This is a genomic window from Salmonella bongori NCTC 12419 (genome assembly GCF_000252995.1).
Lineage (GTDB): Bacteria > Pseudomonadota > Gammaproteobacteria > Enterobacterales > Enterobacteriaceae > Salmonella > Salmonella bongori.
In genome coordinates, this window is sequence record NC_015761.1 from 1,200,345 (window position 1) to 1,225,476 (window position 25,132).

General features: G+C 47.4%; 22 protein-coding genes, 2 tRNA genes and 1 pseudogene. 16 read left to right on the forward strand and 9 right to left on the reverse strand.

Translation table 11 applies throughout. The features are described from left to right. Positions 1-45: 45 nt before the first annotated feature. Positions 46-4,200: a S6 family peptidase gene (locus tag SBG_RS05645; protein ID WP_001034026.1), complete on the forward strand. Its 4,155-nt coding sequence runs from the start codon at positions 46-48 to the stop codon at positions 4,198-4,200. Between the two features lie 84 nt (positions 4,201-4,284). On the opposite strand, the gene msgA is transcribed toward SBG_RS05645, so the two are convergent. The 5 genes from msgA to pagD form a co-directional block, all read right to left on the reverse strand. Beyond that, positions 4,285-4,524 (reverse strand): virulence protein MsgA, encoded by a 240-nt coding sequence (gene msgA / locus SBG_RS05650; RefSeq protein ID WP_000497449.1) that lies wholly within the window; start codon positions 4,522-4,524, stop codon positions 4,285-4,287. Between the two features lie 203 nt (positions 4,525-4,727). Beyond that, positions 4,728-5,249, reverse strand: coding sequence for an RICIN domain-containing protein (locus SBG_RS05655; protein WP_000173717.1), 522 nt, complete (start codon positions 5,247-5,249; stop codon positions 4,728-4,730). Between the two features lie 516 nt (positions 5,250-5,765). Next, on the reverse strand, positions 5,766-8,513 hold the full coding sequence (locus SBG_RS21070) for an NEL-type E3 ubiquitin ligase domain-containing protein (RefSeq protein WP_141024950.1): 2,748 nt from the start codon (positions 8,511-8,513) through the stop codon (positions 5,766-5,768). Between the two features lie 365 nt (positions 8,514-8,878). After that, the gene (gene cspF, locus SBG_RS05665; RefSeq protein WP_015702832.1) at positions 8,879-9,091 is read right to left on the reverse strand and encodes a cold shock-like protein CspF; all 213 of its coding nucleotides are present in this window, start codon (positions 9,089-9,091) and stop codon (positions 8,879-8,881) included. 212 nt (positions 9,092-9,303) lie between these two features. Further along, positions 9,304-9,567, reverse strand: a complete 264-nt coding sequence (gene pagD, locus SBG_RS05670) for a virulence protein PagD (protein WP_000680383.1) — start codon at positions 9,565-9,567, stop codon at positions 9,304-9,306. A 695-nt stretch (positions 9,568-10,262) separates the two neighbouring features. Between pagD and SBG_RS05680 the strand changes: the two genes are divergently transcribed. Next, a complete protein-coding gene (locus tag SBG_RS05680; protein ID WP_000713482.1) occupies positions 10,263-10,820 on the forward strand; it encodes an Ail/Lom family outer membrane beta-barrel protein in 558 nt (185 codons plus the stop codon). Between the two features lie 358 nt (positions 10,821-11,178). After that, a tRNA-Arg gene (locus tag SBG_RS05685) sits at positions 11,179-11,255 on the forward strand. Positions 11,256-12,009: 754 nt separating this feature from the next. Here SBG_RS05685 and SBG_RS05695 read toward each other — a convergent pair. Beyond that, positions 12,010-12,354 carry a c-type lysozyme inhibitor gene (locus SBG_RS05695; protein ID WP_000977719.1) on the reverse strand — a complete coding sequence of 115 codons (345 nt, stop codon included), beginning with the start codon at positions 12,352-12,354 and terminating at the stop codon, positions 12,010-12,012. A 381-nt stretch (positions 12,355-12,735) separates the two neighbouring features. Here SBG_RS05695 and SBG_RS23345 point away from each other — a divergent pair, with 381 nt between their 5' ends. The 3 genes and pseudogenes from SBG_RS23345 to SBG_RS23080 form a co-directional block, all read left to right on the forward strand. Beyond that, entirely contained in the window at positions 12,736-12,861 is a 126-nt protein-coding gene (locus tag SBG_RS23345; RefSeq protein WP_000758943.1) for a hypothetical protein, read from the forward strand. Between the two features lie 606 nt (positions 12,862-13,467). Beyond that, a complete protein-coding gene (locus SBG_RS05710; RefSeq protein WP_001218113.1) occupies positions 13,468-13,935 on the forward strand; it encodes an Hsp20 family protein in 468 nt (155 codons plus the stop codon). 249 nt (positions 13,936-14,184) lie between these two features. Next, positions 14,185-14,346 (forward strand): annotated as a pseudogene (locus tag SBG_RS23080) (hypothetical protein); the annotation flags it as partial. 92 nt (positions 14,347-14,438) lie between these two features. Here SBG_RS23080 and SBG_RS05720 read toward each other — a convergent pair. Together SBG_RS05720 and SBG_RS05725 are read right to left on the reverse strand one after the other, a co-directional pair. Further along, positions 14,439-14,969 carry a cytochrome b gene (locus SBG_RS05720; protein ID WP_000929984.1) on the reverse strand — a complete coding sequence of 177 codons (531 nt, stop codon included), beginning with the start codon at positions 14,967-14,969 and terminating at the stop codon, positions 14,439-14,441. Positions 14,970-15,113: 144 nt separating this feature from the next. After that, a complete protein-coding gene (locus SBG_RS05725; RefSeq protein WP_000791255.1) occupies positions 15,114-15,428 on the reverse strand; it encodes a TRL-like family protein in 315 nt (104 codons plus the stop codon). A gap of 624 nt (positions 15,429-16,052) precedes the next feature. Between SBG_RS05725 and SBG_RS05730 the strand changes: the two genes are divergently transcribed. From SBG_RS05730 to SBG_RS05750, 5 genes are read left to right on the forward strand one after another with little or no spacing between them, the layout of a single operon-like run. After that, complete coding sequence (locus tag SBG_RS05730; protein WP_000489754.1) at positions 16,053-17,687, forward strand: ABC transporter substrate-binding protein; 1,635 nt, start codon at positions 16,053-16,055, stop codon at positions 17,685-17,687. Beyond that, complete coding sequence (locus SBG_RS05735; RefSeq protein ID WP_000765073.1) at positions 17,687-18,661, forward strand: ABC transporter permease; 975 nt, start codon at positions 17,687-17,689, stop codon at positions 18,659-18,661. The genes SBG_RS05730 and SBG_RS05735 overlap by 1 nt, the downstream gene beginning before the upstream one ends. Beyond that, a complete protein-coding gene (locus SBG_RS05740) occupies positions 18,651-19,463 on the forward strand; it encodes an ABC transporter permease (protein WP_000966651.1) in 813 nt (270 codons plus the stop codon). The genes SBG_RS05735 and SBG_RS05740 overlap by 11 nt, the downstream gene beginning before the upstream one ends. Then, positions 19,457-20,254, forward strand: a complete 798-nt coding sequence (locus SBG_RS05745; protein WP_000950226.1) for an ATP-binding cassette domain-containing protein — start codon at positions 19,457-19,459, stop codon at positions 20,252-20,254. The genes SBG_RS05740 and SBG_RS05745 overlap by 7 nt, the downstream gene beginning before the upstream one ends. Continuing rightward, positions 20,248-20,850, forward strand: coding sequence for an ATP-binding cassette domain-containing protein (locus tag SBG_RS05750; RefSeq protein ID WP_000947435.1), 603 nt, complete (start codon positions 20,248-20,250; stop codon positions 20,848-20,850). Before SBG_RS05745 ends, SBG_RS05750 begins: the two co-directional genes overlap by 7 nt. A 76-nt stretch (positions 20,851-20,926) precedes the next feature. Here SBG_RS05750 and SBG_RS05755 read toward each other — a convergent pair whose 3' ends face one another. Then, positions 20,927-22,060, reverse strand: a complete 1,134-nt coding sequence (locus SBG_RS05755) for a mechanosensitive ion channel family protein (protein WP_015702836.1) — start codon at positions 22,058-22,060, stop codon at positions 20,927-20,929. A gap of 190 nt (positions 22,061-22,250) precedes the next feature. Between SBG_RS05755 and SBG_RS05760 the strand changes: the two genes are divergently transcribed. The 5 genes from SBG_RS05760 (at position 22,251) to SBG_RS05780 (ending at position 25,095) form a co-directional block, all read left to right on the forward strand. Continuing rightward, complete coding sequence (locus tag SBG_RS05760) at positions 22,251-22,577, forward strand: four-helix bundle copper-binding protein (RefSeq protein ID WP_001183712.1); 327 nt, start codon at positions 22,251-22,253, stop codon at positions 22,575-22,577. 8 nt (positions 22,578-22,585) lie between these two features. After that, positions 22,586-22,662 (forward strand) — tRNA-Arg (locus SBG_RS05765). A gap of 138 nt (positions 22,663-22,800) precedes the next feature. Then, the gene (gene zinT / locus SBG_RS05770) at positions 22,801-23,451 is read left to right on the forward strand and encodes a metal-binding protein ZinT (protein ID WP_000234691.1); all 651 of its coding nucleotides are present in this window, start codon (positions 22,801-22,803) and stop codon (positions 23,449-23,451) included. A 120-nt stretch (positions 23,452-23,571) separates the two neighbouring features. Beyond that, the gene (locus SBG_RS05775; protein WP_000059486.1) at positions 23,572-24,360 is read left to right on the forward strand and encodes an aminoglycoside adenylyltransferase family protein; all 789 of its coding nucleotides are present in this window, start codon (positions 23,572-23,574) and stop codon (positions 24,358-24,360) included. A 141-nt stretch (positions 24,361-24,501) separates the two neighbouring features. Continuing rightward, the gene (locus SBG_RS05780; protein ID WP_000147861.1) at positions 24,502-25,095 is read left to right on the forward strand and encodes a helix-turn-helix domain-containing protein; all 594 of its coding nucleotides are present in this window, start codon (positions 24,502-24,504) and stop codon (positions 25,093-25,095) included. Positions 25,096-25,132: the final 37 nt, after the last annotated feature.

Here is a 25,132-nt window from a genome sequence, read left to right on the forward strand (position 1 = left end):
GACATCCAACACGTATTTATATAATAAAATACACAGGGATTATCCATGAATAAAATATACGCTCTGAAGTATAGCGTCAGGCAAGGCGCGCTTGTGCCTGTTTCCGAACTGGCAACCCACGTAAAAAAATCATCTCGCACAGGTTTGATAAAAAAAATTATTCCGTCGCTGCTCATTAATACCATTCTGTTAGGGTATTCGGTCTCATCGTTGGCCTCAGTAGTCAGGTATGATCTCCCTTACCAGACGATAAGAGATTTTTCTGAGAATAAAGGGCAATTCACGCCGGGCAGTTTGAATATTCCCATTTACAACAAAACAGACGCGATTATTGGCTATTTGAATAAAGCGCCAATGCCTGATTTCAGCAGTGCCAATCATCAGTCCGCGGTTGCTACTCTTGTTTCACCACAGTATATCGTAAGCGTAAAACATAATGGCGGTTATCAAAGCGTCAGTTTTGGTGATGGCGAAAATAAATATCGTCTTGTTGACAGAAATAATCAGCCGGGACGAGATTTTCATGCCCCACGTTTAAATAAGTTAGTTACAGAAGTTGAACCTTCTTTGATGACGCAGTCAGGGATGGTGTCTGGCGCTTATAGTGATAAAAATCGCTATCCCACATTCTACCGGATAGGGTCCGGGACCCAGGAAATTAAACAGACAGACGGGCAAATCATCTCCCTTTCCGGCGCATACAATTACCTGACCGGAGGAACGGCGGGTTCACTGGGGTCCTATGCTCAGGGCCAGATGATCAGTGCCAATACCAATAAACAGTTGTATAACCTGGCGCAGGGTCCAATGGGAACCCATCCCCGCAGTGGTGATAGCGGTTCACCTTTATTTGCCTATGATTCTGTTTTACAACAGTGGGTCATTGTTGGCGTGGATAGCTCCGGCGGTGGCGGAGGAACTAACTGGACGGTGGTTGATGCGGATTTTGTAAACCAGTCCATTCAGGAAGATACCGATGCGCCAGTAACCTTTGTGGCCGGGCAGGGGGCCTTACGCTGGGCATTTGACTCGACAGACGGCACGGGGACTCTTACCCAGCAAGAAACTGTTTATCAGATGCATGGTCAGAAAGACGCAGACCTGAATGCGGGTAAGAATCTGGTATTTAATGGTGCTGATGGCCAGATTGTCCTGGAAGACTCGGTTAACCAGGGGGCGGGGGCGCTGACGTTTAACGGCAATTATACAGTATCCACTAATAACGGCTCTACCTGGCAGGGCGCAGGTCTGGATATTTCCCGGGATGCGGAGGTGATATGGCAGGTGAACGGGGTTCAGGGCGACAACCTGCATAAGATTGGCGAGGGAGTGCTGAAGGTCAATGGTACCGGTATTAACCCGGGCGGGCTGAAGGTCGGGGATGGGACGGTTATTCTGGCTCAGCGTCCGGATGAGGACGGCAAGGCACAGGCCTTCAGTTCGGTGAATATCGCCAGTGGCCGACCCACGGTGGTTCTTACCGACAGCCGGCAGGTTAATCCCGATAACATTAGCTGGGGGTTCAGGGGAGGCCGGCTTGATATAAACGGCAATGACGTCACTTTTCATAAACTTAACGCCGCGGATAATGGTGCGAATATCATTAATGCCAGCGATACCTTTGCCACCGTTTCAATTAAGCCCATCACGGACATGACGGTGACGATTAATGACTGGGATAAAAATAAAGCTTCCGGCGGTGCTGCCGGGTTATTGTATAAATATAATAATCCTTACGCCCATACAGTGGATTATTTTATCCAGAAGAGGAAAGGATATGGATTTTATCCTGTCAATCAGTCAGATAACGACAGTTGGGAGTATGTCGGGCACAATGAGACGCAGGCCATTGAACAGGTAAAATCGCGGCGGCCCGTCGATGATCGGATGTATCATGGTAATCTTGCTGGCAATATTGATCTTAATATTGATACCTCTCGCAGTAGCGGCGGCGTTATTTTTGATGGCAATATAGATACGCCTGAGGGCGGATTAATGCAGTCTGGGGGCCAACTGACGTTCCAGGGCCATCCGGTTATCCACGCCTATAATAATAAAGGAGTGGCAGATAAGCTTAAATCTCTTGGTGACGATTCGGTCAGGACTCAACCCACCTCTTTTGACCAGCCTGACTGGGAGGGCCGGACATTTCGTCTGAAAACGCTGTTGCTGAAAAATACCGATTTCGGCCTGGCCAGAAACGCGTCGCTGAACGGAGATATTGAGGCAGTGCATTCGTCCGTGACGCTGGGTACGCCGAATGTGTATATCGATCTGAATGACGGGAATGGCACAAAAGTAACGCCACAAAAGGGAACCTCAGTTGCCAGGCAAGACACGGACAGGAGCCGCTATGCCGGGAAAGTGACGCTTGGCGAACAATCAACTCTGGACGTACGTGAAATTTTCACCGGCAGTATCCAAAGTCAGGATAGCGCTGTCACGGTGTCCTCCCGCCATGCGACACTGGATGGTTACAGCCGGTTCGGCAACACGTCACTGGCTCTTCAGGAGGGAGCCCGATTGACCGCTACCGGTGGGTGGTGGAGTGATTCAGACGTCATTGTCGGACCAGCCGCTACGTTGAGTCTGGCCGGTACGTCCGTAACCGGCCAGCCGGGGCAGGTGAGTCCGGCGTTTTATTCCACCGATTATGGCGCAGGTTATCAACTGGATACCGGCAGCCAGTTACACTTCTCTCCCTACACTTTTGTCACGGGTGATATTCGGGCAAAGGGGGATACAGGGATCTCTATTGGTGGTGAGGACGGTGTTGCCCTGGCAGATAACCTGCCCCTGGGGGAACAGATGATGTACAGTCTGTTCAATGGCTTTCGAAACGTTTATTCGGGTAATGTCAGCGTCCCGCAAGGGCGAATGACAATGACGGATACGCAGTGGCAAATGCCCGGTGATTCTCATACCGGCGCACTGCGTATGATACGGTCGCTGGCCGGCTTTACCGGTCGCGGATTTAATTCCCTGACTACGAATACGTTACAGGCCAACCAGTCCGCTTTTGCGCTCAGAACGGACCTGAAGGACAGCGACAAAATTGTGGTGAACCAGAAAGCAGAGGGCCGGGATAACACCCTGTTTGTGAATTTCCTGAAAAAACCATCCGGGCAGGAGCCTCTGAATATTCCACTGGTCAGCGCCCCGGCGGGGACAAATCCGGCGATGTTTAAGGCCGCCGAGCGGGTGACCGGGTTTAGTCTGGTGACGCCGACTCTGCACACGACAGAACAGGATGGCAAAATACAGTGGGTACTGGATGGCTTTAAGTCCGCGCCGGACAAGGGGTCAGCCACCTCGGCCAACAGCTTTATGGGCATGGGATATAAAAACTTCATGACCGAAGTCAACAACCTGAACAAGCGTATGGGGGATCTGCGTGATACTCAGGGCGAGGACGGAATGTGGGTACGTATCATGAACGGCGCCGGAACCGGTGACGCCGGATATTCTGATCGTTACACCCATCTGCAAACGGGGTTTGATAAAAAACACCGGTTGTCAGGTGCTGACTTGTTCACTGGTGTGTTGATGAGTTATACCGACAGCAGCGCCAGTGGACGGGCCTACAGCGGCGACACGCATTCGCTCGGGGGTGGGATGTACGCATCCGTGATGTTTGATTCGGGGATATATATGGATGTTATCGGCAAGTATATTCATCATGATAATGACTATAACGCCGGTTTTGCTGGTCTGGGCAAACGGAATTACGGTACACACTCATGGTATGCTGGCCTGGAAGGCGGATACCGTTACCGTCTGACAGAAAGCCTGTATATTGAGCCGCAGGCGGAACTGGTATATGGAACCGTCTCCGGAACAACGCTGAAATGGAATGATAATGGTATGGATGTGTCGATGCGCAGCAAAACGTATAATCCGTTGATAGGGCGTACAGGCGTGGCATTGGGCAAAACGTTCAGTGGCAAGGACTGGAGCGTTACGGCCCGTACAGGTGTGGATTACCAGTTTGACCTGGTGGCCAATGGCGAGACGGCGCTACGCGATGCCTCCGGCGAGAAACGTTTCACTGGTGAAAAAGACAGCAGAATGCTGTACAACGTGGGGCTGAATGCGCAGGTGAAGGACAATGTGCGCTTTGGACTGGAGCTGGAGCAGTCGGCATTTGGCAAATATAATGTTGACCATGCCATAAACGCCAACTTCCGCTACATGTTCTGAGTGGTGGCGTTTGCATTATATCGTCACAGACAGCGCCTCAGGGCGCTGTTTTTTATCGGACATGTCGCTTCGCAGGAGGGGACGTTATTCGGCGACCAGCCACATATCAGCCTCGTCAAACATCTCTTCCAGCATACGGTGCAGCCGTTCTTTCTCGGTTTTTGTACAGTCACTGTTTAATGCGTTCGCCTGCATTGGCTTAACTTTCACTTGCGCATCGGGAAAAAGTTGGTGTACGCGTTTTGTGAGTTCATTGAGGATGATTTCGCGTGCGCCTGGCAGGCCTTCAACATTTCGCTTGTCATAAACGAGTTCAACGAACATCACACTTTCCTTTTTACTGGTTGAATAAACAGTATTTAAACTGTCTAAATAACCAGTGTCAAGAGTTAGTCGCCGTTTTGATCTCTTTTATCATGACGGCGGGGAATGTTAAAAGCATACAACATGAGCGGAAAAGCCGCTAAGCTGCTGCAGTGTCGTGTGTGTAGCGGCATGATCGCCTGCAGGCGCCCGGTCGCTGCCAACTACGGTAGGGTAAATTCCAGCGCGCGGCTGAAATCACAATCGGCTAACACCACAGGGTCGCCTTTTCTGACAATAATGCTCGTTGTGCCCAGGCATTTTCGGCTTTGCTTCCCTTTAATGTGGTTATCATCAGCAAGCCAGCTCTGATTATCATTACCGGTGCATGAATACAGAATGATCGGCGTGCCTTCTTTTGTACCCTGGCCGGCGGCATCCAGACATTTCTCACGGTGTGTTATCCTGTCCCGGTGAAATGAGAAAAGCTGAGAGGGCACAGATTTACACTCCTGAAGCGTCAAATGACTCTGTTGCCCTGAGCCAGCATCAAGACACAGGCCATCGGTAGTCCGAATCTGTTCAGCATTCTTAATATAATAACCACCGGAATTAATCTGGTTTTGCGTAATGACAGGGAACGATAAATTAATACTATAAGGCGCGGGTAAACCGTTAGTGGTACATCCACATAAAATAGAGGAGAGGCAAAGAACCAGCGCGGTTTTTCCTGGAAGTAAAGTCATTCAATTATTACCATAAAAATAAATAGCATTATAAGTTTATTGGGTAATCTATATCCGTCCGCTTTTGGGATGCGTCGGAGCTGTAATGAAGAAAATTCCGATAGTTTTACAGAAATAATACAGGCAAACGCATGCAGTCAATCCACAAACGACGCAAATTAATGATGAGTATATAACATCAGATACTTTTCAGTGTGGAATGCTATCACAGCGGAAAACGGTTGTACATTTCTCGGCGTTAAACAGAAAGATGGGATTTGATGCCCCTGACATTCGGTAAAAGAAAAATCAGCGAGTGACTGATAAAATATATTACCAGGTTAGAGGGCTAATGATATTTGTGAGCACTATCAGTAGTAATATTAATATGACAGTAAAAATAGCCAACGGCGACAAGCCGTGAAGAGGGCCAACGCTGAATCACGGGCCAGTATTCCCATAGCTGCGGTGATAATCGATGTTAAAACAGTGCTGACATGGCAAAGAATAGCGCTTGCTGTCCGGTATACCGTTGCGTTACATTTCTGTGTTGTTCCATTTCGCCTTCAACAGATGCTCCTGGCCTTTGTTAGCCAGCACATTATCCGTTGTGGTCGTAAACAACAGGTGATCAATGTCTTGCATAATTCTGCTGCCAGCTGCTGTTTCGGCTTCAATATCGTCGCTTATATTCAGAGATTTTAATTCGTCGCTGACACGTGTCGCGAACTCTCCTGTATCCATAATGCGACATTTTTCAACGATGGTTTCATTCCACGCTTCAGGAGCTATACGGGCCAGTACCTTATGCCATGGGTTCCACAGAGCAAACCATTCCCGGAACCGACTATTTTCAGCCGTTTTAACCCGTATTTCCGCTTCTTTAATATCTGATTCAGTGATGCCAGAGACGCCAAAAAAGCGCATTTTAGGTGTTGTTGTCTCTAATTGAAGCGTCTCTCTAAGACGGTTCTGAAAGCCCAGGTGGACTTCAATTTCATCAACAAGGGGAAGTTTTTTTACTTTGTCCTGCGCAATGAGCTCCAGTTGCTCAAGACGGAACATTTCCCGGCCTGTTCTCACCAGTTCTGCTAAAGAATTATCGAATGCGCCTTTTTCGGCATCATGCACCAGTACTACACTTTGCATCGTGTGATACGCAAGCGTTACCCGATCTTCACAACTTTCTGTCGCATCCATCGCAACGGTAAAAATTTTTTCCCGGAGTTCCTCATCTTGCGCCACGCGTTCCAGCAAGGTAGACACTTGCTTCTTAAACGGGGGATTATTTTTAGTATTCTCTGTACGGCCCAGTCGATCCAAAAAACCGCTAAAGGCCATTGCATTCACTTCTTCTGCAAACGTTGCCCATCGCTCAAGCTCACTCGGCTGGGTCAGTATTAACCAGTCTGCCACCGCCAGGGAAAGTGGCCTGGTTTCTCCGTGGGTAGAGAAGGCGGCCATTGAAAATTCTATCTGTGGGCCTTGATAACCATCAGCTGATGTTATTCGCTGTAAATATTGTATCACTCGTTCTGGCAGTGGGTTCCCTTGTACCTCTACTCTCAGTGTCCCAGGAAGACGAAGGAAAGAGGGGGGCAGATGGGTTAGCCGATTCTGTTTAATCTTTAGCAACAGCAGCCTGAGTGGGAGGTTTTCTGGTAGCCGGACCACGTGATTGTTAGAGGCATCCAGTATACGTAAACTCTCGGGCAACCTTTCTGGTAGCCGGGCCAGTTGATTATTAGAGGCATTCAGGACTCGTAGACTCTCGGGCAATCTTTCCGGCAGGGTCGTCAGCTGATTATAAGAAACATATAACTGTCGTAAATTTTTCGGTAGCGTTTCCGGCAACCTGCTTAATTGATTTCTACTGATTACCAGGAAGTCAACATTTTCAGGGAGATAGTCAGGTAAGGTGGTAAGGCCTAAGTGACTCAAATCAAGATTGAAGGCGCCATTTTCCAGGTACTGGCGCATCCTCTCTACTGCGATACGACGATTTCCACCCTCTTCAGGCGGAGCGCTGGTTATCCATTCAGACCAATCGGCTTCATATTCTTCTGCATGTTGTCGTGGTTCACATGTATGGGCCGCGCTATGGGATGCCGCAGGTTCACTCATTGAGAAATAGAGTTGAGGCCCACGGTAATCAGGCGTGGATGTCAGCCTCTGTAACTGTTGTATCGCCTGTTCGGTGAAGGGGTTGTTTTCTGCGACGACTGCGCCGAAATTCGCCAGCATCGCCTCTGGCAGGTAGGTTAGCTTGTTATTGCTAATATCCAGCCATTCCAGCGTCGGTGGGAGAGTATCCCATAGTAATGTCAGTTGATTCGTTGAGGCATCCAGTTGGCGTAGCCCTGGAGGAAGTGATGATGGTAGTTGAGACAGGTGATTATGGGAGACATTCAGATCATCTATACCCTCTGGTAGTGTAATGATGACAGTCAACCTATTATGGGAAACATCCAGCCGTTGTAACCTCGCAGGTAACGTTGTCGGGAGGGCTGTCAGGTGATTTTGGGAAGCGTTTAGTTGCTGTAATTCACCTGGCAAAGTTTCTGGCAATCGGGTCAGGCAGTTATTGATAACGGTCAGCACCGTAATATGTTCCGGAAGCAGTGCCGGTAAGGTGGTGAGTTGCAGACCACTCAAATCCAGTACGGCCTTTGATGTCGCCAGGCAATCTCGCATCCGTTCTACCGCTTGACTGCAGTTTCGCGCTTCTTCAGGGGGAGCGTTAGCCTGCCATTCAGACCAGATGGCGTCATACGCTTCTGGTTGCGCTAACGACGTTGCGCCGGACATAGCGTGGGCACCATACAGGCGCTCTTGAGCGTAGCCATACATTATCGTGACGCCTTCCCATTCAATAAGATAATGTTCAGGCTCAATCGTAACAACTAACGCTTCCTTACTGTCTGCATCCAGGATACAAAATTGATTTAAGCCCTCTCTATTGCGCTGGATATTTTCCATCTGTGCCGGAAAAGCCAGGCCTTTCAGATACTCAAATTTGCTGCCGACATGTTCTGGCGATATGTCTTCTGTTGGCTGACAAATTTCAGCGAGACAACGCTGCGCAGCACTCTGATTCTCAGTCGGGAAAAAAAGATGAATTTTTCCCCATACACTTTCTTCAGGAGAGCGCGTTGATGAGGGCTGGGGGGGGATATTTATGCTTCTGATTGAGACGTGTGCGCTATTTATATCGAACATGGTGTCGTCCATCAAATGACATGGAAAAGCATAAGATGCCTGATATTCTTTTTGTTTGTCTGTCAAAAAAAGACCATTTTTTTAGGCTAATAATCTGTACATGTGAGGTTTGTGGCTTACATCTATAATATCGATTTTAAGGGAAGCCAGGGGCACGCATCGTCAGTCTGGATACGATAAGTGCCTTTCTGTTATTAAAATTTACGAACAATCATACTGTTATAAATATTAGCCCGAATTATCTTTTTAAATAAATTCTTTAAAAATGAATGCGTATTAACGCTATATTTCTCAAGTGTTCGTACGCGCTACCGACGTCGGGTTGGGGGCAGCGCACAGGATGAACGTGGGGGGAGTCGAGAGAAAATGTGCTGAGTGACCAGACAGCTTATTCTGACGCTTCATTATTGTTGCAAAAGCAGAATAACGAATTATGAAAGATAAACGTTGGCTGCAGTGGGCCCACGCAGGCCATTGATACGGCAAAACTCAACGCGTATACCGGGTATAAGCGCTTTTGCTTCTTGCTGGCTACATGCTGAAATGTGGAGCTGGACATCTTTACGTCCATCGGAGGGAGTGATGAGACCTTTCCCGCTATTATAATCAAAAGTTTTGACAATTCCTGTCATTTTACGAGACAAACAAATTCCTTAAAGTGATAACGAGATGCACTATACACGCCAGGGAAAATAATACCACTGATATTTCATGGTAAGGTGAATTTTCACAGGGTCAGAATGTTCTACCAGGCTCCCTCTCATCAATAATGTAGCCACAACATAAGCGGCGCGTGAAGAAAATTTCTATCAAAAATGGGCAGATAAGAGCTATTTCCCTTTCCAGAGGAAAAGCATTACGTTCTGGAGAACGTAGTATTTTTTTTCGTCTCGTTTACTGGACATGTTGCCCTGGGCGGCATCGCAGAGCAGGGCGGCAAATTGATCTTCTTTGCGTGTTTTTTCCCGGAGGTTGCCGGTGGTGGCGGGGTTTTACTGCCAAAGTCGTAGATAAAAATCTCCCATGACGCCTGTTGTACACTACGAGCACAGTATGCGTTGGTCAGCGTGGGAAATGAAAAAATAATTAATGAGCAAAGCATAAAAACATGATGTTTCATAACACCTCCTGTCATATGCAATGATTTATATACTGTGGTGCCTGAATTATAGGTCATAATTTTCATTATTTATTAAACGACGAGTTAATCACTTGCATTATTAACGCTCTTTAAACGAAGTTGAGTGGAATGATTAGGGGTTTAATGTTTTTATATATCATTATTGTTTTGAAATATAAATATATCCTAAACGTAAAGGATATTTATGTAGGCTTTGTGACACTAATTCTATCCTTATATCAAGAAATGGTGTAATTAATAGGTATATTAAAATAATTAAACTGGAGAGGTAATTAATTGTATTGTGTTGTTTTTTTTGCCAATGATGATGTGGAGCATACTGAGTACGTTTGCAGCGCCAACGATGGCATATAACTGTACTACTACTGGTAAATCAAGCGAAGACTGTGCAGTGCGACATGTTCTGGTTATCTGGAGCATATGCTTGCTGGACATATTTTAGTCGACAGAAATTAGAGTTTAGGAATACGAGACAGGCAAGATACTTGTCTGTAAGCGTAAATAATAAAACATTTGTATCAAATTTTGAGTGTTTTTGAGAGTAAACGCATCGGGAGCGATAAAGGTGAATTTCCAGGTTTGTCGATTCGGCATAGTGGCGATAACTGAATGTCGGATCGGTACCGCAGGTGTTTAAACGCACCATAAATAAGAAGTAGTAGTAAGGAGCTGTTATGAAAAAATTTATTATATCCACTTTAGTTGTTTCTGCAGGCGTCTTGGCTGCGAATGTTGCACAAGCCGATACGAATTCGCTTTCCGTGGGGTATGCACAAAGTAAAGTTCAGGATTTTAAAAATATTCGTGGGGTCAATTTGAAATACCGTTATGAGACAGACTCCCCGGTAAGTTTCATCACCTCATTAAGCTATTTATCTGGAGATAGACAGAATTCGGATTCTGTTGAGCCTGAGGGTATTTATTACCATGATAAGTTTGACGTAAAGTATGGCTCTTTAATGGTCGGGCCAGCTTATCGCCTGTCTGACAATTTTTCATTATACGCACTGGCGGGTGTTGGTACAATGAAGGCTACATTTAAAGAACAATCCACTCAGGATGGTATGTCGGCTTCATATAAAATGTCTTCAAGGAAAACGGGTTTTGCATGGGGGGCGGGTATCCAGATGAATCCGCTGGAGAATATTGTTATCGATGTCGGGTATGAAGGAAGCACTATTTCTTCTACAAAAATAAACGGGTTCAACGTTGGGGTTGGGTACCGTTTCTAAGAAGTATAATGTATGCGGAAGGTTTACCTTCCGCATGCCTGCCTTTCAATAGGCTCATTACAGTAAATGAATGCCTTCCTGTTCGTTGTACCGCGCTTTGCACCCCATTCATCTGCATCAGAGTAGATAAGTGTTAGTTGTAAGAAACCAGGACAGTTCTACGAAGGGTTCGGGACAGTCAATAATGGCTGAGCCCAGAAAGTTAACCCTGCAAGAAATTTTTTGAATTAATCACAATGTCATCAAGATTTTGTGATCTCCTTCGCATATTGTACCTGCCGTTGAAAGACTTCTGAAAGTAGTAAGGTCTGTATCTTATCCAGTAGAGTACGACTTTGCTCCTGCCAGGAGTTCCCAGCCGCCACTAGCTCAGCTGGATAGAGCATCAACCTCCTAAGTTGATGGTGCGAGGTTCGAGACCTCGGTGGCGGTCCAATGTGGTTATCGTATAATGTTATTACCTCAGTTTCTGACTGATGATGTGGGTTCGATTCCCACTGACCACCTCAGTTTTGAATAAGTGTTATTTTTACAGACCCGTTACAGAATAATTTCATTTATTACGTGACAAGATAGTCATTTATAAAAAAAGCACAAAAATATTATTGTATTTTCTTCCCGGTGAGCTGTAAATTTTTCTTATGCGGTGAATCCCCCTTTGCGGTGGGGCGTCCAGTCGAAATACATAATGTTCCGCGCGGGCCATATTGACTGTGGTATGGTTCACCGGGAGGCACCCGGCACCGCTATTCTTTATGAAAGGCATTTATCCTCCAGCTCCAGTGCGGCAGGCTTTTTACATCAGATATATAAGAATAATATCAGCCAGCCTGAAAGGTGAGATCAATGGTATGGATAAATGTTTTTGATCGGGGTCTGAAGATTTAACCGCGCCAGAGCGTATGCAAGACCCTGGCGCGGCTGGCTGGTGATCGTTCGATAATGCAAATTGAATGGTTACCAGCCGCTGCGAATTCTACCGATGCCGTTTGATAAAGCAAAACATTTAGACGCTAAACCATGATAATTCAGACAGTTCGAACATTTCTTTAAAGATAGGCTCATTATGCTTAAAAGTGACTATTAATTGACCATTATAACGCTACGCTAACGTATATTCTTTAACGTTACGGTACAGAAAAGGTTAATGCAGCAATGCCTGATAACAAGCCTCAGGCATTGCTACAAATTAGTTAGCTAAGGAACAGTTGCTGAGGACGGGTTTATCATCGCCTTCTACCAGTTCCGCCGTTTTGCCTTTTGTATAGAGTTTATAAGTATAATTTTTGTCCATAGCCTCATAATTTGCTCCTGAGGCCATCTTCATTATCCGCATCGGGATCATTTCGTTTACCTGATTGATAATCGCATAGGCGTTACCTGCCTCGGTGTTGATATAAATCACCTCCATAACCTGATTATCATTGCAGGTGTAAATAGATTTCGAAATCTCTTGTGAAGCCGCTGTGGATGCAGTACTGAAGCCAAGGGCGGTAAGAAAGAGAGTGAACAGGATCAATTTGCGTTTCATCATCAGTGTCCTTTTTATTTGTTGTCGTCAATTTTCTGGGCAACGAGAGGTAAGGCTGCAATATTATCATTACTACTGTAGTATTCCCATTTACTGGTTACTGGCAAAAAGTAGCGCCAGAAAAGCGTGTTACAATTTATCCAATAAAGACACATGCGGTGAGTAGATAAATCTTAAAATAATACACTACAGGCTACCAATCCTGACGTCAGGATAGAAGACGATTGTCACTGCCGCTCAATCATAGGTCTCTGGAACTGGAAAAGCAGTACTGTTCGCTCTTTTTCTTCATACAGTAACGATCAGGGAAACTATTTCTATCAATGATGGTCTGTCTATTATCAGTAAGATAACGGAATCAATAGGGATTATTCAGGAGTATACGTGAAAAAGTGGCTTATAGGAGGGATTTTGATCGCAAGCTTTCTGACGGGATGTCTGATGTGGCACAATATTGACAAATGGTTTAACAAAGATATCGATGTTTTTTATGCCGGAGACGATAACTAAGCCGCTTGTCAGTTTTGCTGGCTGGCATCATATCGCCGGATGTTGCGCCCCAAAACTGCCGGGCGCAAATGATAGTCGTATTATTTAATAAAATTAAATGGCTAACAGGGACAGTTACGATAGCGTACTAACGATCTACTGAGGGAACGAGATGAATAAGCCAGGCTTTTGTTTCAGATGTGATTGAAACATATTTTGTTTCCCGTGGACTTATCGCGAGTTGCTGAAAAAAACACCGATTGTGTAACCGTTGTAGAGGTTGACTGATACGACGACCATGAATTTTATTTTTGGCGACCATGTTTCCTCCAAAAAGGCCGCCCGAAGGCGGCGGGGGGTGAGTAATGGAGAAGGGACGTTGGTCACTGCCATAACCAACCCGCTCACGCTAACACAAATGATAATCATTATCAACATAGGGGGGGGAAAAAGGGGGATGGCAGAAACGGCGGCGAGCAGGTAGGGCCGTTTTGTTAACGGCTTCAATGGGTGACTAGAAAATGCTTTTCCAGAGTTGAAAAATTGCTATCCATCCCTATTTAGTTACTGGACAAGCAATGCTTGCCTTGATCTTGAACTTTTGAATAGTGATTCAGGAGGTTTATGATGGCACTCAGAACCTTGTCAGCACTTCCCGTTTTTGCTGATTCTTTTTTCTCGGACCGTTTCAACCGCATTGACAGGCTTTTCAGCCAATTAACAGGCGATACGCCCGTCACTGCGACGCCGGCTTATGATCTGAAAAAACGCGATGCGAATAATTATCTGCTTAGTGTGAGCGTCCCTGGCTGGAAGGAAGAAGAACTGGAAATTGAAACGGTTGGTGGCAACTTGCATATTTCGGGTAAACATACCGAAGACACTACAGAGGAGCAGGCGCGCTGGATTTATCGTGGTATTCGTAAAGCTGATTTCCAGCTCAGCTTTTCTTTGCCTGAACATGCTAAGGTGAATAATGCGAAACTGGAACGGGGTCTCTTGCTGGTAGATATTTACCAGGAAATTCCTGAAAGCGAGAAACCGAAAAAAATTGCTATAGAAAGCAAGCCAAAGGCGCTTGAACACAAATCATAATCGCGTTACTGAAGGCCCGTTTAGACGGGCCTTCAGCATCTGTAGCGAAAAGAATTTTATCTTGCCTGTAAGCACAGATCGCTAAATATTATGACTCTGACCTCTATATTATTCCGGGCCACTGACCTCGTCGCCATCGGACGGCGGTAAGTTGGAATTATCCGCGAGGTCAGTCCAGTTCCTGCTCCGTTCTCTATATCGTGCCAGAGAGGGCCACGAAGTCTTTAAGTAAATTCGTATAACGACTCTGCTTCCCGTGATAATGGGAAATCATGGCTACCGTGACTGGATCTGGAAAGCGACAACGGTGAATATTCTTCTCCTGCTATTATTAGCGAAGGGTATACCGTACATATTACTTACACGGTGAACCGAAAAAATATCGTATATTATCGATTACAAACGGTTTAAGGCGCTATACACCAAAACAGATAGCGCCTGGCGAAATGAGAGCGAACAACGCTTGCCGGAGACAGAACGATGACGCGGATAGCGCGGCATAACTACGATTTACCGGGTAACATCCTTAAAAAAGTATCATCTTTTTGTATGTAATGATGAAACAACGCCGCAGCCGCATGCAAGGCAATCAAGCAATAGCCGATATTGGCCAGCACTTCATGAATATTTTTTATCTCCGATTTTAGCGTACTATCCGGCGTTAAAAACACCGGTACGGTCACGCCAAAAAAGCTCCAGTTTTTTCCGCCTAACGCCATCATCGTGACGCCCAGCAACGGTAAGGCAAGAAAGGTTAAATAAAGTGCGAGATGCATGGCTTTAGCAGCCCTATGTTGCCAGCGAGGAGGGGGCGGCGTAATGGCGGGGGATGGATAATGATGTTTCAGGTATAACCGGAAAAACATCAGTGCCCAGACCAGGACTCCTGAATCATAATGTATATCTTTCATAAGCAGGTAAACACTGGAACCTTTAGGCGCCCATCCTCTTAGCTCAATGGCGGCATAAGCGATACCTGTCAGGAACAGAGTTAACCAGTGAAGTCTTATTTGTAGTGTTGAGAAATGTGCCATTATTATTATCCTTTATTAACGACCGCTTATAGCGTATGCGTAAAACCTTAACAAAATCTTAAAGCGAGGCTCACGGCAATGAGATGGAAAATCAGCGGCGCCTTAAACGCTAAGAAAGCCGGCGGTCTCGCCGGCTTTGCGTTATTACTGTCCTCTTACGACAACACAGGTTTTACCATAAAACGGGTATGAGCCCGTCGTTTCATAATCAACGCTTGAAACTAAAGAAATATCTCCTGCTTTTTTTGCTGAATCAATAGAAGCGTCCCCGGTATTTACAATACCCAACACTGTCTGCGCACAGGCTTTACCGATTTTGGTTGCCGGGACACTGGTGGCTGTAATTGGCCCTTTAACATCTGTGTATAACCCAATTCCTGTCGGTGATGGCCCTGTAGCACAACCCGTTAAAAGGGAGCCGATAAAGATAATAGAAAAAATGTGTTTTTTATTTTTCATGGAAATAGTCCATTATAAATTAATAGGAAGCCTACCGTCCGAAAGTATCCGGACAGCTATTTAAATAGGTGTACACTAAATATGTGATATTACTCTTTACATCCTCCTGTTGACGTAGTGCCTGGTGAAGAAATAACCGTAGAAGTTGGGTATATTCCCTACTCTGAGTTTTTAAAACTTGCACATCCTGTTAGCCATGAGAACAGGGTGGTGAAAAAACACATGAGTCTTGTCGGGATTAACATTGTTCAGCGGAACTCCATTGCATGTCATTTTATTAGGCTGCTATATGACTGAGGTTTTGATGGTAAGTTTCGTTAACGTGTATTTCGTTTAATATTGATTGAGGTTTAAAGTACAGGGCCGTGGGATATTCTTTTCATAAACAACCGTCTGAATGGCGAAGGGATAACGTAGTTGACACAATGGCTCAATTGGTAGCTGAATCATTCCGATAGGCAGAAGGATAGGTAAAGTTGTCGGGATGGTCATGTAAAAGGAGCCGGCGCCGCACACATACTGCGTATGATGTTTTTAAGAGATCATCATACTTTCTGTTCTGCATCATTTTTTTCATCACAAATGCTCGCCATAATGCCGTCCTCAGGAGGCTTCCCGACGCTTATGTTTCGTCGGGAGGAACAAGAACAACGCATAATCCGGGATAAACTGATGATTAAAGGCAAACTAGTGCAGATGACATGTGCACTGACTCTGGTATTAACCTCACCGCTTTTCGCTGCGCCGGAGACGACAGATGGGCATACTTTGAAGCTGGCCATTGGCCCCGAGCCGACGGAAGGTTTTGATCCTATGTTGGGCTGGAGTCATGGCAGCTATTTGTTGCTTCATGCGCCGTTGCTAAAGCAAAATGCCGATATGAGTTGGGGAGATTTGCTAACGGAAAAAGTGGAAACCAGCTCCGATGGTAAGACCTGGACGCTGACCTTAAAACCCGATCTGAAATTCTCTGATGGTTCGTCATTGACCGCTGAAGATGTCGTATTTACGTACAACAAAGCAGTGAAGAGCGGCGGTAAAATTGATATGGGCAATTTCAGTCATGCGCGAGCGCTGAATGCGCGCCAAATTGAGATGACGCTGAGCCAACCGCAGAGTACCTTTGTGAATGTGTTAGGGTCGCTCGGGATTGTTCCGGCCAGTCGCTATGATGAAAAAACGTTCGCCCGCGAACCGATAGGCGCTGGCCCGTACCGTCTGGTCAGTTTTCAGCCAGGTCAGCAATTGATCGTTGAAGCCAATCCCTGGTATGCGGGTAAAAAGAATGATTTTAACCGACTGGTTTTTGTTTTCCTGGATGAAGATAACGCTTATGCCGCCGCGCGCAGCGGGCAGTTGGGACTGGTACGTATTGCCCCTTCTATGGCGGTGGCCCCGCAGCAGGATAATCTTAAACTCTGGGTACGCGATAGCGTTGAAAACCGAGGCATCGTATTCCCAATGGTGCCGGCCGGTAAAAAAGATGCTAATGGCTATCCTGTCGGCAATGACGTGACCGCTGATGTTGCTATCAGGCGCGCAATTAACTATGTCATTAATCGTAAGCAACTGGCTGAGCAGGTGATGGAAGGCCATGCTATACCCGCGTATAGCGCGGTGCAGGGATTGCCATGGCAAAACCCTTCCGTAGTATTCCGCGACGGCGATATTGCCAGCGCGCGCGCTATCCTGGACGAGGCGGGATGGAAGGTGAACCGTTCAGGCGTGCGGGAGAAAGCAGGTAAAGAAGCACGTCTGACCTTATGGTATGCCAGTGGCGACAGTACCCGGCGGGATCTGGCCGAGGCGGTACGCGCCATGTTGCAGCCTTTAGGTATTATCATCTCGCTGCAATCGGGAAGCTGGGAAACCGTAGAGCGCCATATGCATGCCAACCCTACATTGTTTGGTTGGGGAAGTCTGGACCCGATGGAACTTGTTCATCACTACAGCGGAAAAGCCGCTGGCGTGGAATATTATAATCCGGGTTATTACAGTAATCCTGTAGTAGAAGCGCACCTGAAACAGGCGATGGATGCGCCTGACTGGCAAAAGGCGATTCCTTTCTGGCAGCAGGTCGAGTGGGACGGAAAGCAGGGCGCGGGCGTCCAGGGGGATGCGGCGTGGGCCTGGCTGCTGAATATTCAGCATACCTATCTGGCAAACGCCTGTATTGACCTGGGGAAAGGTGCGCCAGAAATCCATGGCAGTTGGTCGGTGTTAAACAACCTTGATGACTGGACCTGGACCTGCCGGTAATGAAATTGTTCTTCAGTCATTTTTTGCGGCTGATTATCCTGTTGGTGCTGGTGGCTGCCGGCACCTTCATTCTGCTCAGCTTCTCACCGGTCGATCCTGTTCGCGCTTATATTGGCAACGATCTTCTTCATGTGCCGCCGGAGCAGTATGCGCGGATTGCCGCGCGCTGGGGGCTTGACCAGCCGCTGTGGCAGCGTTTCGGTCACTGGTTTTGGCGTTTGCTCCAGGGCGACATGGGGTATTCCATGCTGTTTAACGCGCCTGTCGCCAGCGTGATCCGGGAACGTTTTGCGACATCATTCGCGCTGCTGGCAGGTGCCTGGTTATTGTCTGGTGTTCTGGGCGTGGCGTTGGGTTTTCTGGCTGGGCGTTTTCTTAACCGCTGGCCGGACAGGGTGATTTGCCGTATCAGCTATTTATTGTCATCGTTGCCCACCTTCTGGATAGCAATGCTGTTACTGGCGCTCTTTGCTGTCCGATGGCCGGTATTGCCTGTATGTTGCGCCTGGGAACCCGGAAATAATGCAGGAACAGCTCTGTTATCGGAACGTTTACGTCATCTTGTGTTGCCGGTATGTGCGTTGAGTCTGTTGGGCATGGGGCAAATCGCGCTGCATACGCGGGAAAAAATAGCCAGTGTGATGAAGAGCGAATTTGTTCGTTTTGCGCGTGCTCAGGGGGATAAAGGATGGTCTCTGTTACGCCATCAGGTGTTACGTCATGCAATTACCCCAGCGCTCTGTCTACAGTTTGCTTCTCTGGGCGAGCTGCTGGGAGGGGCGTTACTGGCGGAAAAAGTCTTTGCATATCCGGGTCTGGGACAGGCGACAATCGATGCTGGCCTGCGCGGCGATGTTCCGCTCCTCATGGGGATTGTCTTATTCAGTACGTTATTGGTGTTTGTCGGTAATACAATTTCAGCGTGGCTGGTGGCGGTACTCAATCGATCGCTGGAGCGTCCCGATGCTCTATAATCCTGCGCCGACGTTGCTGCGTCTGAGCCTCTCCGTCGCCTGCCTGCTATTTATTGCCGGATACGGTTATGCCACGTTGAGCCAGCCGCCAGAGGTTAATCTGCTTGCCCGGCATTTGTCGCCTGATATTCAGCACTGGTTTGGCACCGATAATCTGGGGCGAGATGTATGGCTTCGTTGCTTTCAGGGCGCTTTCACCAGTTTACAAATTGGCATTGGCGCCGCGCTGTGCAGTGGCGTTATCGCGCTAGTGATGGCGGCAGCGGCGCGTATTCATCCCCGCCTGGATCTCCTGATGCGGCTGATAACGGATGCCATGCTTGCGATGCCGCATTTACTGTTGCTCATTCTGATTTGCTTTACGATGGGTGGGGGTAAAAGCGGTGTTATTGCCGCCGTGGCGCTAACGCACTGGCCCCGTCTGGCGCTGATTTTGCGCGCCGACGCGGAGCGGGTGGCGCAGAGCGACTACCTGATGCTGACGTATCGTCTGGGGCATGGCCACCTTTATTGCTGGCGATATCACTATCTTCCGGCGCTATTGCCGCAATGGTTGACAGGGACATTATTGATGTTTCCTCATGCGGTATTGCATAGCGCGGCGTTAAGTTTTCTGGGCTTTGGTCTGGCGCCGCATGAGCCTTCGCTTGGGCTGCTGTTGGCGGATGCGTTACGGTTTATCAGCCATGGCAACTGGTGGCTGGTGCTGTTTCCGGGGCTGATGTTATTTACACTGGTGATGCTCTTCGATCAGTTTGCGCGTGCCGTTCAGCGGCTGTGGTTAAGGAGTGACGTATGCTGAGTTTACGTCAGGTAACGCTGGAGAGTGCGCGTTATCGTTGGTATGGCGCAAGACGCTGGTCGCCGTTGCTGCAAAATGTCTCTTTTGATATCGCGCCAGGTGAGATGGTGGCGTTGGTTGGTGGTAGTGGAGAGGGAAAAAGCCTGCTGCTGCAATGCCTGCTCGATTTGCTGCCGGAGAACTTACGCTTTCGCGGAGAGATCACACTTGATGGCGACCGGCTGGACAGACATACCATCAGGCAGCTCCGAGGCAATACTTTTAGCTATGTGCCGCAAGGGGTACAGGCGCTTAACCCAATGCTGACTATCAAAAAGCATCTGAACAGAGCATGTCATCTGACCGGACACGCCTGGGATGAGGCGCAGATGGTACAGCTATTACAGCAAAGCGATCTTGAACCGACGGTCCTGGAGCGTTTTCCCCGCCAGCTCTCCGGCGGGATGGCTAAACGTATTCTGGCCTGCCATGCCTCGCTCAGCCAGGCGCGTTACATCCTTGCAGATGAAATCACCGCCTGGCTTGATACAGGCCTGGCGAACCAGCTGCTTATGCGCCTGCGGGGTCTCTGTGGACAGGGATGCGGCGTGCTGTGGGTGACTCATGACCTGCTGCTGGCCGCACAGTATGCCGATCGCATTGTGGCGTTGCATCAGGGGCGTGTCACGGACAATATCCGCCGTGAGCGGCTACAGCCGGATGAGATGAGCGAGCCGTTAAAACGGCAATGGCAAGCATTGCCTGAAATCAACTCGTTATTTATGCCGACCGGAGAGGGAATAGAATGCTGAGCTGCCACGACCTCGTTATTCGCCAGGGGGGGAAAGTCTTATGGCAGAATCTGACGTTTGCGATTTCTGCCGGTGAACGGGTAGGGATTCATGCACCTAGCGGAACGGGGAAAACGACGTTGGGGCGCGTCCTTGCCGGATGGCAAAAGCCGACGGCAGGCGATGTTTTTCTGGACGGCAGACCATTGCCTTTACATCACTATTGTCCGGTACAGCTCGTCCCGCAACACCCTGAACTGACGTTTAATCCCTGGCGAAGCGCCGGGGAAGCCGTACGTGATGCCTGGCGACCTGATCCAGAAACGCTGCGACGGCTGTATGTACAACCCGAGTGGTTGACGCGTCGGCCAACGCAACTGTCAGGCGGGGAGCTGGCGCGTATTGCGATATTGCGTGCGCTTGATCCGCGTACCCGCTTTCTGATTGCCGATGAAATGACGGCGCAGCTCGACCCCTCTATTCAGAAAGCAATATGGGAATATCTGCTTGAGGAATGCCGCAGCCGTTTATTAGGTATGTTGGTGATTAGCCATCAGCCTGCGCTACTGGATCAGATCTGTACCCGCTATCTACTGAGGAATAACAACCAGATGTAGAAAGCCATTTAGCTGTACAGTAACGTCATAGTTAACAAACCGGGAACCGAGGGCTCCCGGTATTGTTTGCATAATGTTACTGGATGACGCGTTTACCTGCGTCTTTTGCCTCCGCAGCGTTACTGTAGTCCGTTGTCTCTTCAACTTGTACGGGAGCTCTGACAACCAGGCTTGGTAGCGCCAGTTCGATATCATTCTCAATTAATTTTTCAATAATACGGATATTTATTTCTTGCTGAATATCCATGTATTTATTGTAATCTGCGGTATTGACGATATGCACCACCTCATAGGTCAGGCGGTCCTGGTCAAAGGCCAGAAAATGTGCGCGGTCGAATTGTGTTTCGCCAACATCGGTAATAATGTCTTTTACCATATCGCCGATGAGTCGTAACTTCTCAGGCGGCGTTGCGGTGGCGACGCCAAAAGTAAACACGATGCGACGCGTTTGCATACGCTTATAGTTATGTATGGTTTGTTGTAACAGTTGCGCATTCGCACAAACGATTTGTTCGCCGCTGAGGCTACGAATACGGGTGGTTTTCAGGCCAATATGTTCAATCGTTCCCGCTACATCATTAAAGACCACAAAATCGCCGATTTCGAAGGGTTTGTCGAAACCAATCGATAGCGACGCGAAGACGTCGCTAAGTACCGTTTGCACAGCCAGTGCAATGGCAATACCGCCAACGCCGAGGCTTGCCACCAGCGCAGTGATATCTACGCCGACGTTTGCCAGGATGGAGAGCAACATCATCGACCAGACCAGTACCCGCAAAATCATACCAAGAATGACCAGCGTCACCGGGTTTTTATTGGAGCCTGGGGCATACAGTAAATGACGCATCCATGACTGTACGCCCTGATCAAGCCAAATCGCCATTTGTATCGCAACCACTAAAAACCAGGCGTGGGACAGGGTAGAGAATAATCGGTCAGGTAGCGCGACAAAACGCAAGCTGAAAAGAAACGCGGCAAAAAAGATCAGCGTTTTGCTGGTTTTTTTTAGCATTTCAAAAATGATAGAGCGCAACCGTCCGTGCGCGTCATCCTTCTTATCAGAGCGTTGTAGTGTTTTATAAACTACACCAAGTAACCAGTTGATAAACCAGTAAGTGATGAGGGTGACGAAAAAAACGACCGCCAGATTGATCCAGAAAGCCGTAGACATCAACATCGTAACGATATTTAGTCGCGCCAGATACTCCATTTTACCTCCGAGGAAAAACACATGAACCATACAGTATAGACGTCACGTCCAGGGACCGATGACAGGCGTTAGGTTTATGGTTTTATTCTGCCGTTTGTTCAAAAAGTGTGAAAAAAAGGATAGCCGTTTGGCTATTCCGAGGTTTCTGTGCAGACTTATCTACTCCTCTTAGTAAAATAAGGAGTGATTTATGCAACAAGAACTTCGCGAGTGTATAGAACAGTGTTATGAATGCGCAGCGGCGTGCGATATCTGCGCCTCCTCTTGTCTGCGAGAAGACAATGTGGGGATGATGAAACATTGCATTCAGTTAGATATGCAATGTGCGGCCATTTGCCGCCTGGCGGCGCAATTTATGGCGTTGGATAGCGAGTATTCACAAAAATTATGCCGCCTTTGCGCTGATATCTGCAAAGCCTGTGCGGATGAGTGCGCAAGGCACGATCACGATCATTGTCAGAACTGCGCGCGGGCATGCAATCAATGCGCAGATACTTGCCTGAAAATGGTGGCTTGATTGATTTTCCGCCATTAGCTCAACCGGATAGAGCATAGAGCTTCTACCTCTAAGGTTCGGGGTTCAATTCCTCGATGGCGGACCAGTTCATGTTGAAAAGACCACGTATGTGGAGTGCCCTGAGTTCGGTATTGTCCCGGACTCAGGCCGTTTAGTTTTTATTGAAATAAATGTGATGTTATAATATAACAATCATCTTTCTAAGAAAGATGAGGGAAACATTTTGGTTATTCATTTAAAAAAATTGACAATGGTTCTGGGGATGTTGTTGGCAAATGGCCCTGTCTTTGCGCATAGCCACCATGCTCACGGCGCGCCAATGACCGAGGTTGAGCAAAAAGCGGCTCAGGGCGTGTTTGATGAGGCCAGTGTGCGCGATCGTGCGCTCACCGATTGGGATGGTATGTGGCAATCCGTTTATCCATATCTGGTTAGCGGCCAACTTGATCCCGTATTCAGACAAAAAGCACAGAAAGATAAAGGAAAAACCTTCGAGGATATTAAGACATATTATCGCAAAGGATATGCGACGCAAGTGGAGACCATTGGCATTGAAAATGGCGTTATAGAATTTCATCGTGATAATAGCGTCGCGTCCTGTAAATATGATTATGCAGGCTATAAAATCCTGACTTACTCATCGGGTAAAAAAGGTGTGCGCTACCTGTTCGAATGTAAAGATGCTGACAGTAAAGCACCAAAATATGTGCAGTTTAGCGATCATATCATTGCCCCGCGTAAATCGGGGCACTTCCATATTTTTACGGGAAATACCTCGCAGCAGGCACTGCTCCAGGAGATGGAAAACTGGCCTACTTATTATCCTTACCAGTTAAAGGCGAGTGAGGTCGTTGACGAAATGCTGCATCATTAAGTGTTGCAAGGGTTAAAAGCTCGCGTCAATAGCGGGCTTTTTCCTGAAGTCAGACAATATGTTTGGCACTATACGTAAAAAGTGACACACTAAAAAGATGCCTGAAATTCCGGAGCAACAATGTCACTCTCCGTACCTCCCTCTATTCAACGCCAAACGGATGCGGCATGTCGGCAGATTACCCATGTAACGGGTGATACGTTGCTTGCTATTCATTTATATGGTTCCGCTATCGCGGGTGGCTTAAAGCCAAACAGCGATATTGATCTTTTGGTGACCATTCGCCAGCCGCTGACGGATGCGCAACGCGCAATGCTGATGCAGGCGTTGCTGGCGCTTTCATCGCCTCCAGGACTGTCGTCAGACAAACGTGCTCTGGAAGCCACCTTTGTGGTCTATTCGCAGCTGGTTCCCTGGTCCTTTCCACCTTCACGGGAAATGCAGTTTGGCGAATGGCTACGAGAGGATATTGGCCGGGGTATTTATGAACCGGCGCAACAGGATTGGGATATTGTGCTGCTGATAACGCAGATGCTGGACGCCAGCATCCCTCTAAAAGGGGAGCACGCAGAAAAGCTGTTTATACCGGCTCCTGCGGAGCAGTTATTGAAGGCCCTGCGTTATCCTCTCAACTTTTGGCAATCCGCGGCAGACCTGGAGGGAGATGAGTATCATATTGTTTTAACCCTGGCGCGTATCTGGTACACACTCTCGACAGGAAGATTTGTTGCTAAGGATGTGGCGGCTGATTGGTTGTTACCGCAATTGCCAGCAGATTACGCCACTACATTGCGAGCAGCACAGCATGAATATTTAGGTCTGGAGAAAAAAAACTGGCATAGTTTGATGCCTGCGGTCATCCGATTTGTGGATTATGCGAAAGCAAGTATCCCTACACAGTTTCGATAGGCTGTCCCGGGGCGTCAGCCGGGTTGCGCAAACGGCGTTCCTCAACTACTACTTAATAGGTTATCATCGCGGCAAGCAGATGATCTTATGTGAGCCATAAAATGGAGATTCCCATATGGCTTTCGTTTTGTTGAGGTAGATATGACTGGCTCCGCATCATCTGTTTTAGTGACAGATACACGACTATTGAGCGAAAACCTGTTTCTTAATTATGGATTGGAATCCTTATTTAAGGATATAGCCATAGTCGCGGGTAACGTAAATTATATTATTTTTGATATTGACGATTACTATGCTATACAGCGAGATATTACCTCTGCATTTAAAACAGTACTCATTGGGATTGTTACCCATAATGAATATAAATTTATTGAGGAGCAACAGACAATTTATCGAATAAAGGCCGATGCTTCTATTGCCGAGTGGCGTGAGTTACTTGTTTTAGCAGGTTCGGGACACTTTTTCCCCAGACCGGAAAAAGTACGATTAACGGCAAATGAAAAAAATGTTCTGGCGATGCTTGTCAAAGGTTTGGATATTCGACAAATAAGCTATGAACTTAATGTACATTTAAAAACCATCTACTCAGTACGTTACCATGTTTTAGCGAAATTAGGTTGTAGAACGGTGCTGGACTATCAAATACTTTCAGTCTCTAAAGCGTTTACGCACTGGGCTACAATAAATAATGTTGGAAATGTAATTACGCCTGTAAATAGTAAGGCTATTGCTTAATAATGTTTGCTTCTGATGACGTTTAGGTTCACTATGC

Excerpts from the sequence above, each read along its gene's own strand:
- SBG_RS05645 (WP_001034026.1), top strand. The coding sequence starts at position 46 with ATGAATAAAATATACGCTCTGAAGTATAGCGTCAGGCAAGGCGCGCTT.
- msgA (WP_000497449.1), bottom strand. The coding sequence starts at position 4,524 with ATGTTCGTTGAACTCGTTTATGACAAGCGAAATGTTGAAGGCCTGCCA.
- SBG_RS05655 (WP_000173717.1), bottom strand. The coding sequence starts at position 5,249 with ATGACTTTACTTCCAGGAAAAACCGCGCTGGTTCTTTGCCTCTCCTCT.
- pagD (WP_000680383.1), bottom strand. The coding sequence starts at position 9,567 with ATGAAACATCATGTTTTTATGCTTTGCTCATTAATTATTTTTTCATTT.
- SBG_RS05680 (WP_000713482.1), top strand. The coding sequence starts at position 10,263 with ATGAAAAAATTTATTATATCCACTTTAGTTGTTTCTGCAGGCGTCTTG.
- SBG_RS05695 (WP_000977719.1), bottom strand. The coding sequence starts at position 12,354 with ATGATGAAACGCAAATTGATCCTGTTCACTCTCTTTCTTACCGCCCTT.
- SBG_RS05710 (WP_001218113.1), top strand. The coding sequence starts at position 13,468 with ATGGCACTCAGAACCTTGTCAGCACTTCCCGTTTTTGCTGATTCTTTT.
- SBG_RS05720 (WP_000929984.1), bottom strand. The coding sequence starts at position 14,969 with ATGGCACATTTCTCAACACTACAAATAAGACTTCACTGGTTAACTCTG.
- SBG_RS05725 (WP_000791255.1), bottom strand. The coding sequence starts at position 15,428 with ATGAAAAATAAAAAACACATTTTTTCTATTATCTTTATCGGCTCCCTT.
- SBG_RS05730 (WP_000489754.1), top strand. The coding sequence starts at position 16,053 with ATGTTTCGTCGGGAGGAACAAGAACAACGCATAATCCGGGATAAACTG.
- SBG_RS05735 (WP_000765073.1), top strand. The coding sequence starts at position 17,687 with ATGAAATTGTTCTTCAGTCATTTTTTGCGGCTGATTATCCTGTTGGTG.
- SBG_RS05740 (WP_000966651.1), top strand. The coding sequence starts at position 18,651 with ATGCTCTATAATCCTGCGCCGACGTTGCTGCGTCTGAGCCTCTCCGTC.
- SBG_RS05745 (WP_000950226.1), top strand. The coding sequence starts at position 19,457 with ATGCTGAGTTTACGTCAGGTAACGCTGGAGAGTGCGCGTTATCGTTGG.
- SBG_RS05750 (WP_000947435.1), top strand. The coding sequence starts at position 20,248 with ATGCTGAGCTGCCACGACCTCGTTATTCGCCAGGGGGGGAAAGTCTTA.
- SBG_RS05755 (WP_015702836.1), bottom strand. The coding sequence starts at position 22,060 with ATGGAGTATCTGGCGCGACTAAATATCGTTACGATGTTGATGTCTACG.
- SBG_RS05760 (WP_001183712.1), top strand. The coding sequence starts at position 22,251 with ATGCAACAAGAACTTCGCGAGTGTATAGAACAGTGTTATGAATGCGCA.
- SBG_RS05775 (WP_000059486.1), top strand. The coding sequence starts at position 23,572 with ATGTCACTCTCCGTACCTCCCTCTATTCAACGCCAAACGGATGCGGCA.
- SBG_RS05780 (WP_000147861.1), top strand. The coding sequence starts at position 24,502 with ATGACTGGCTCCGCATCATCTGTTTTAGTGACAGATACACGACTATTG.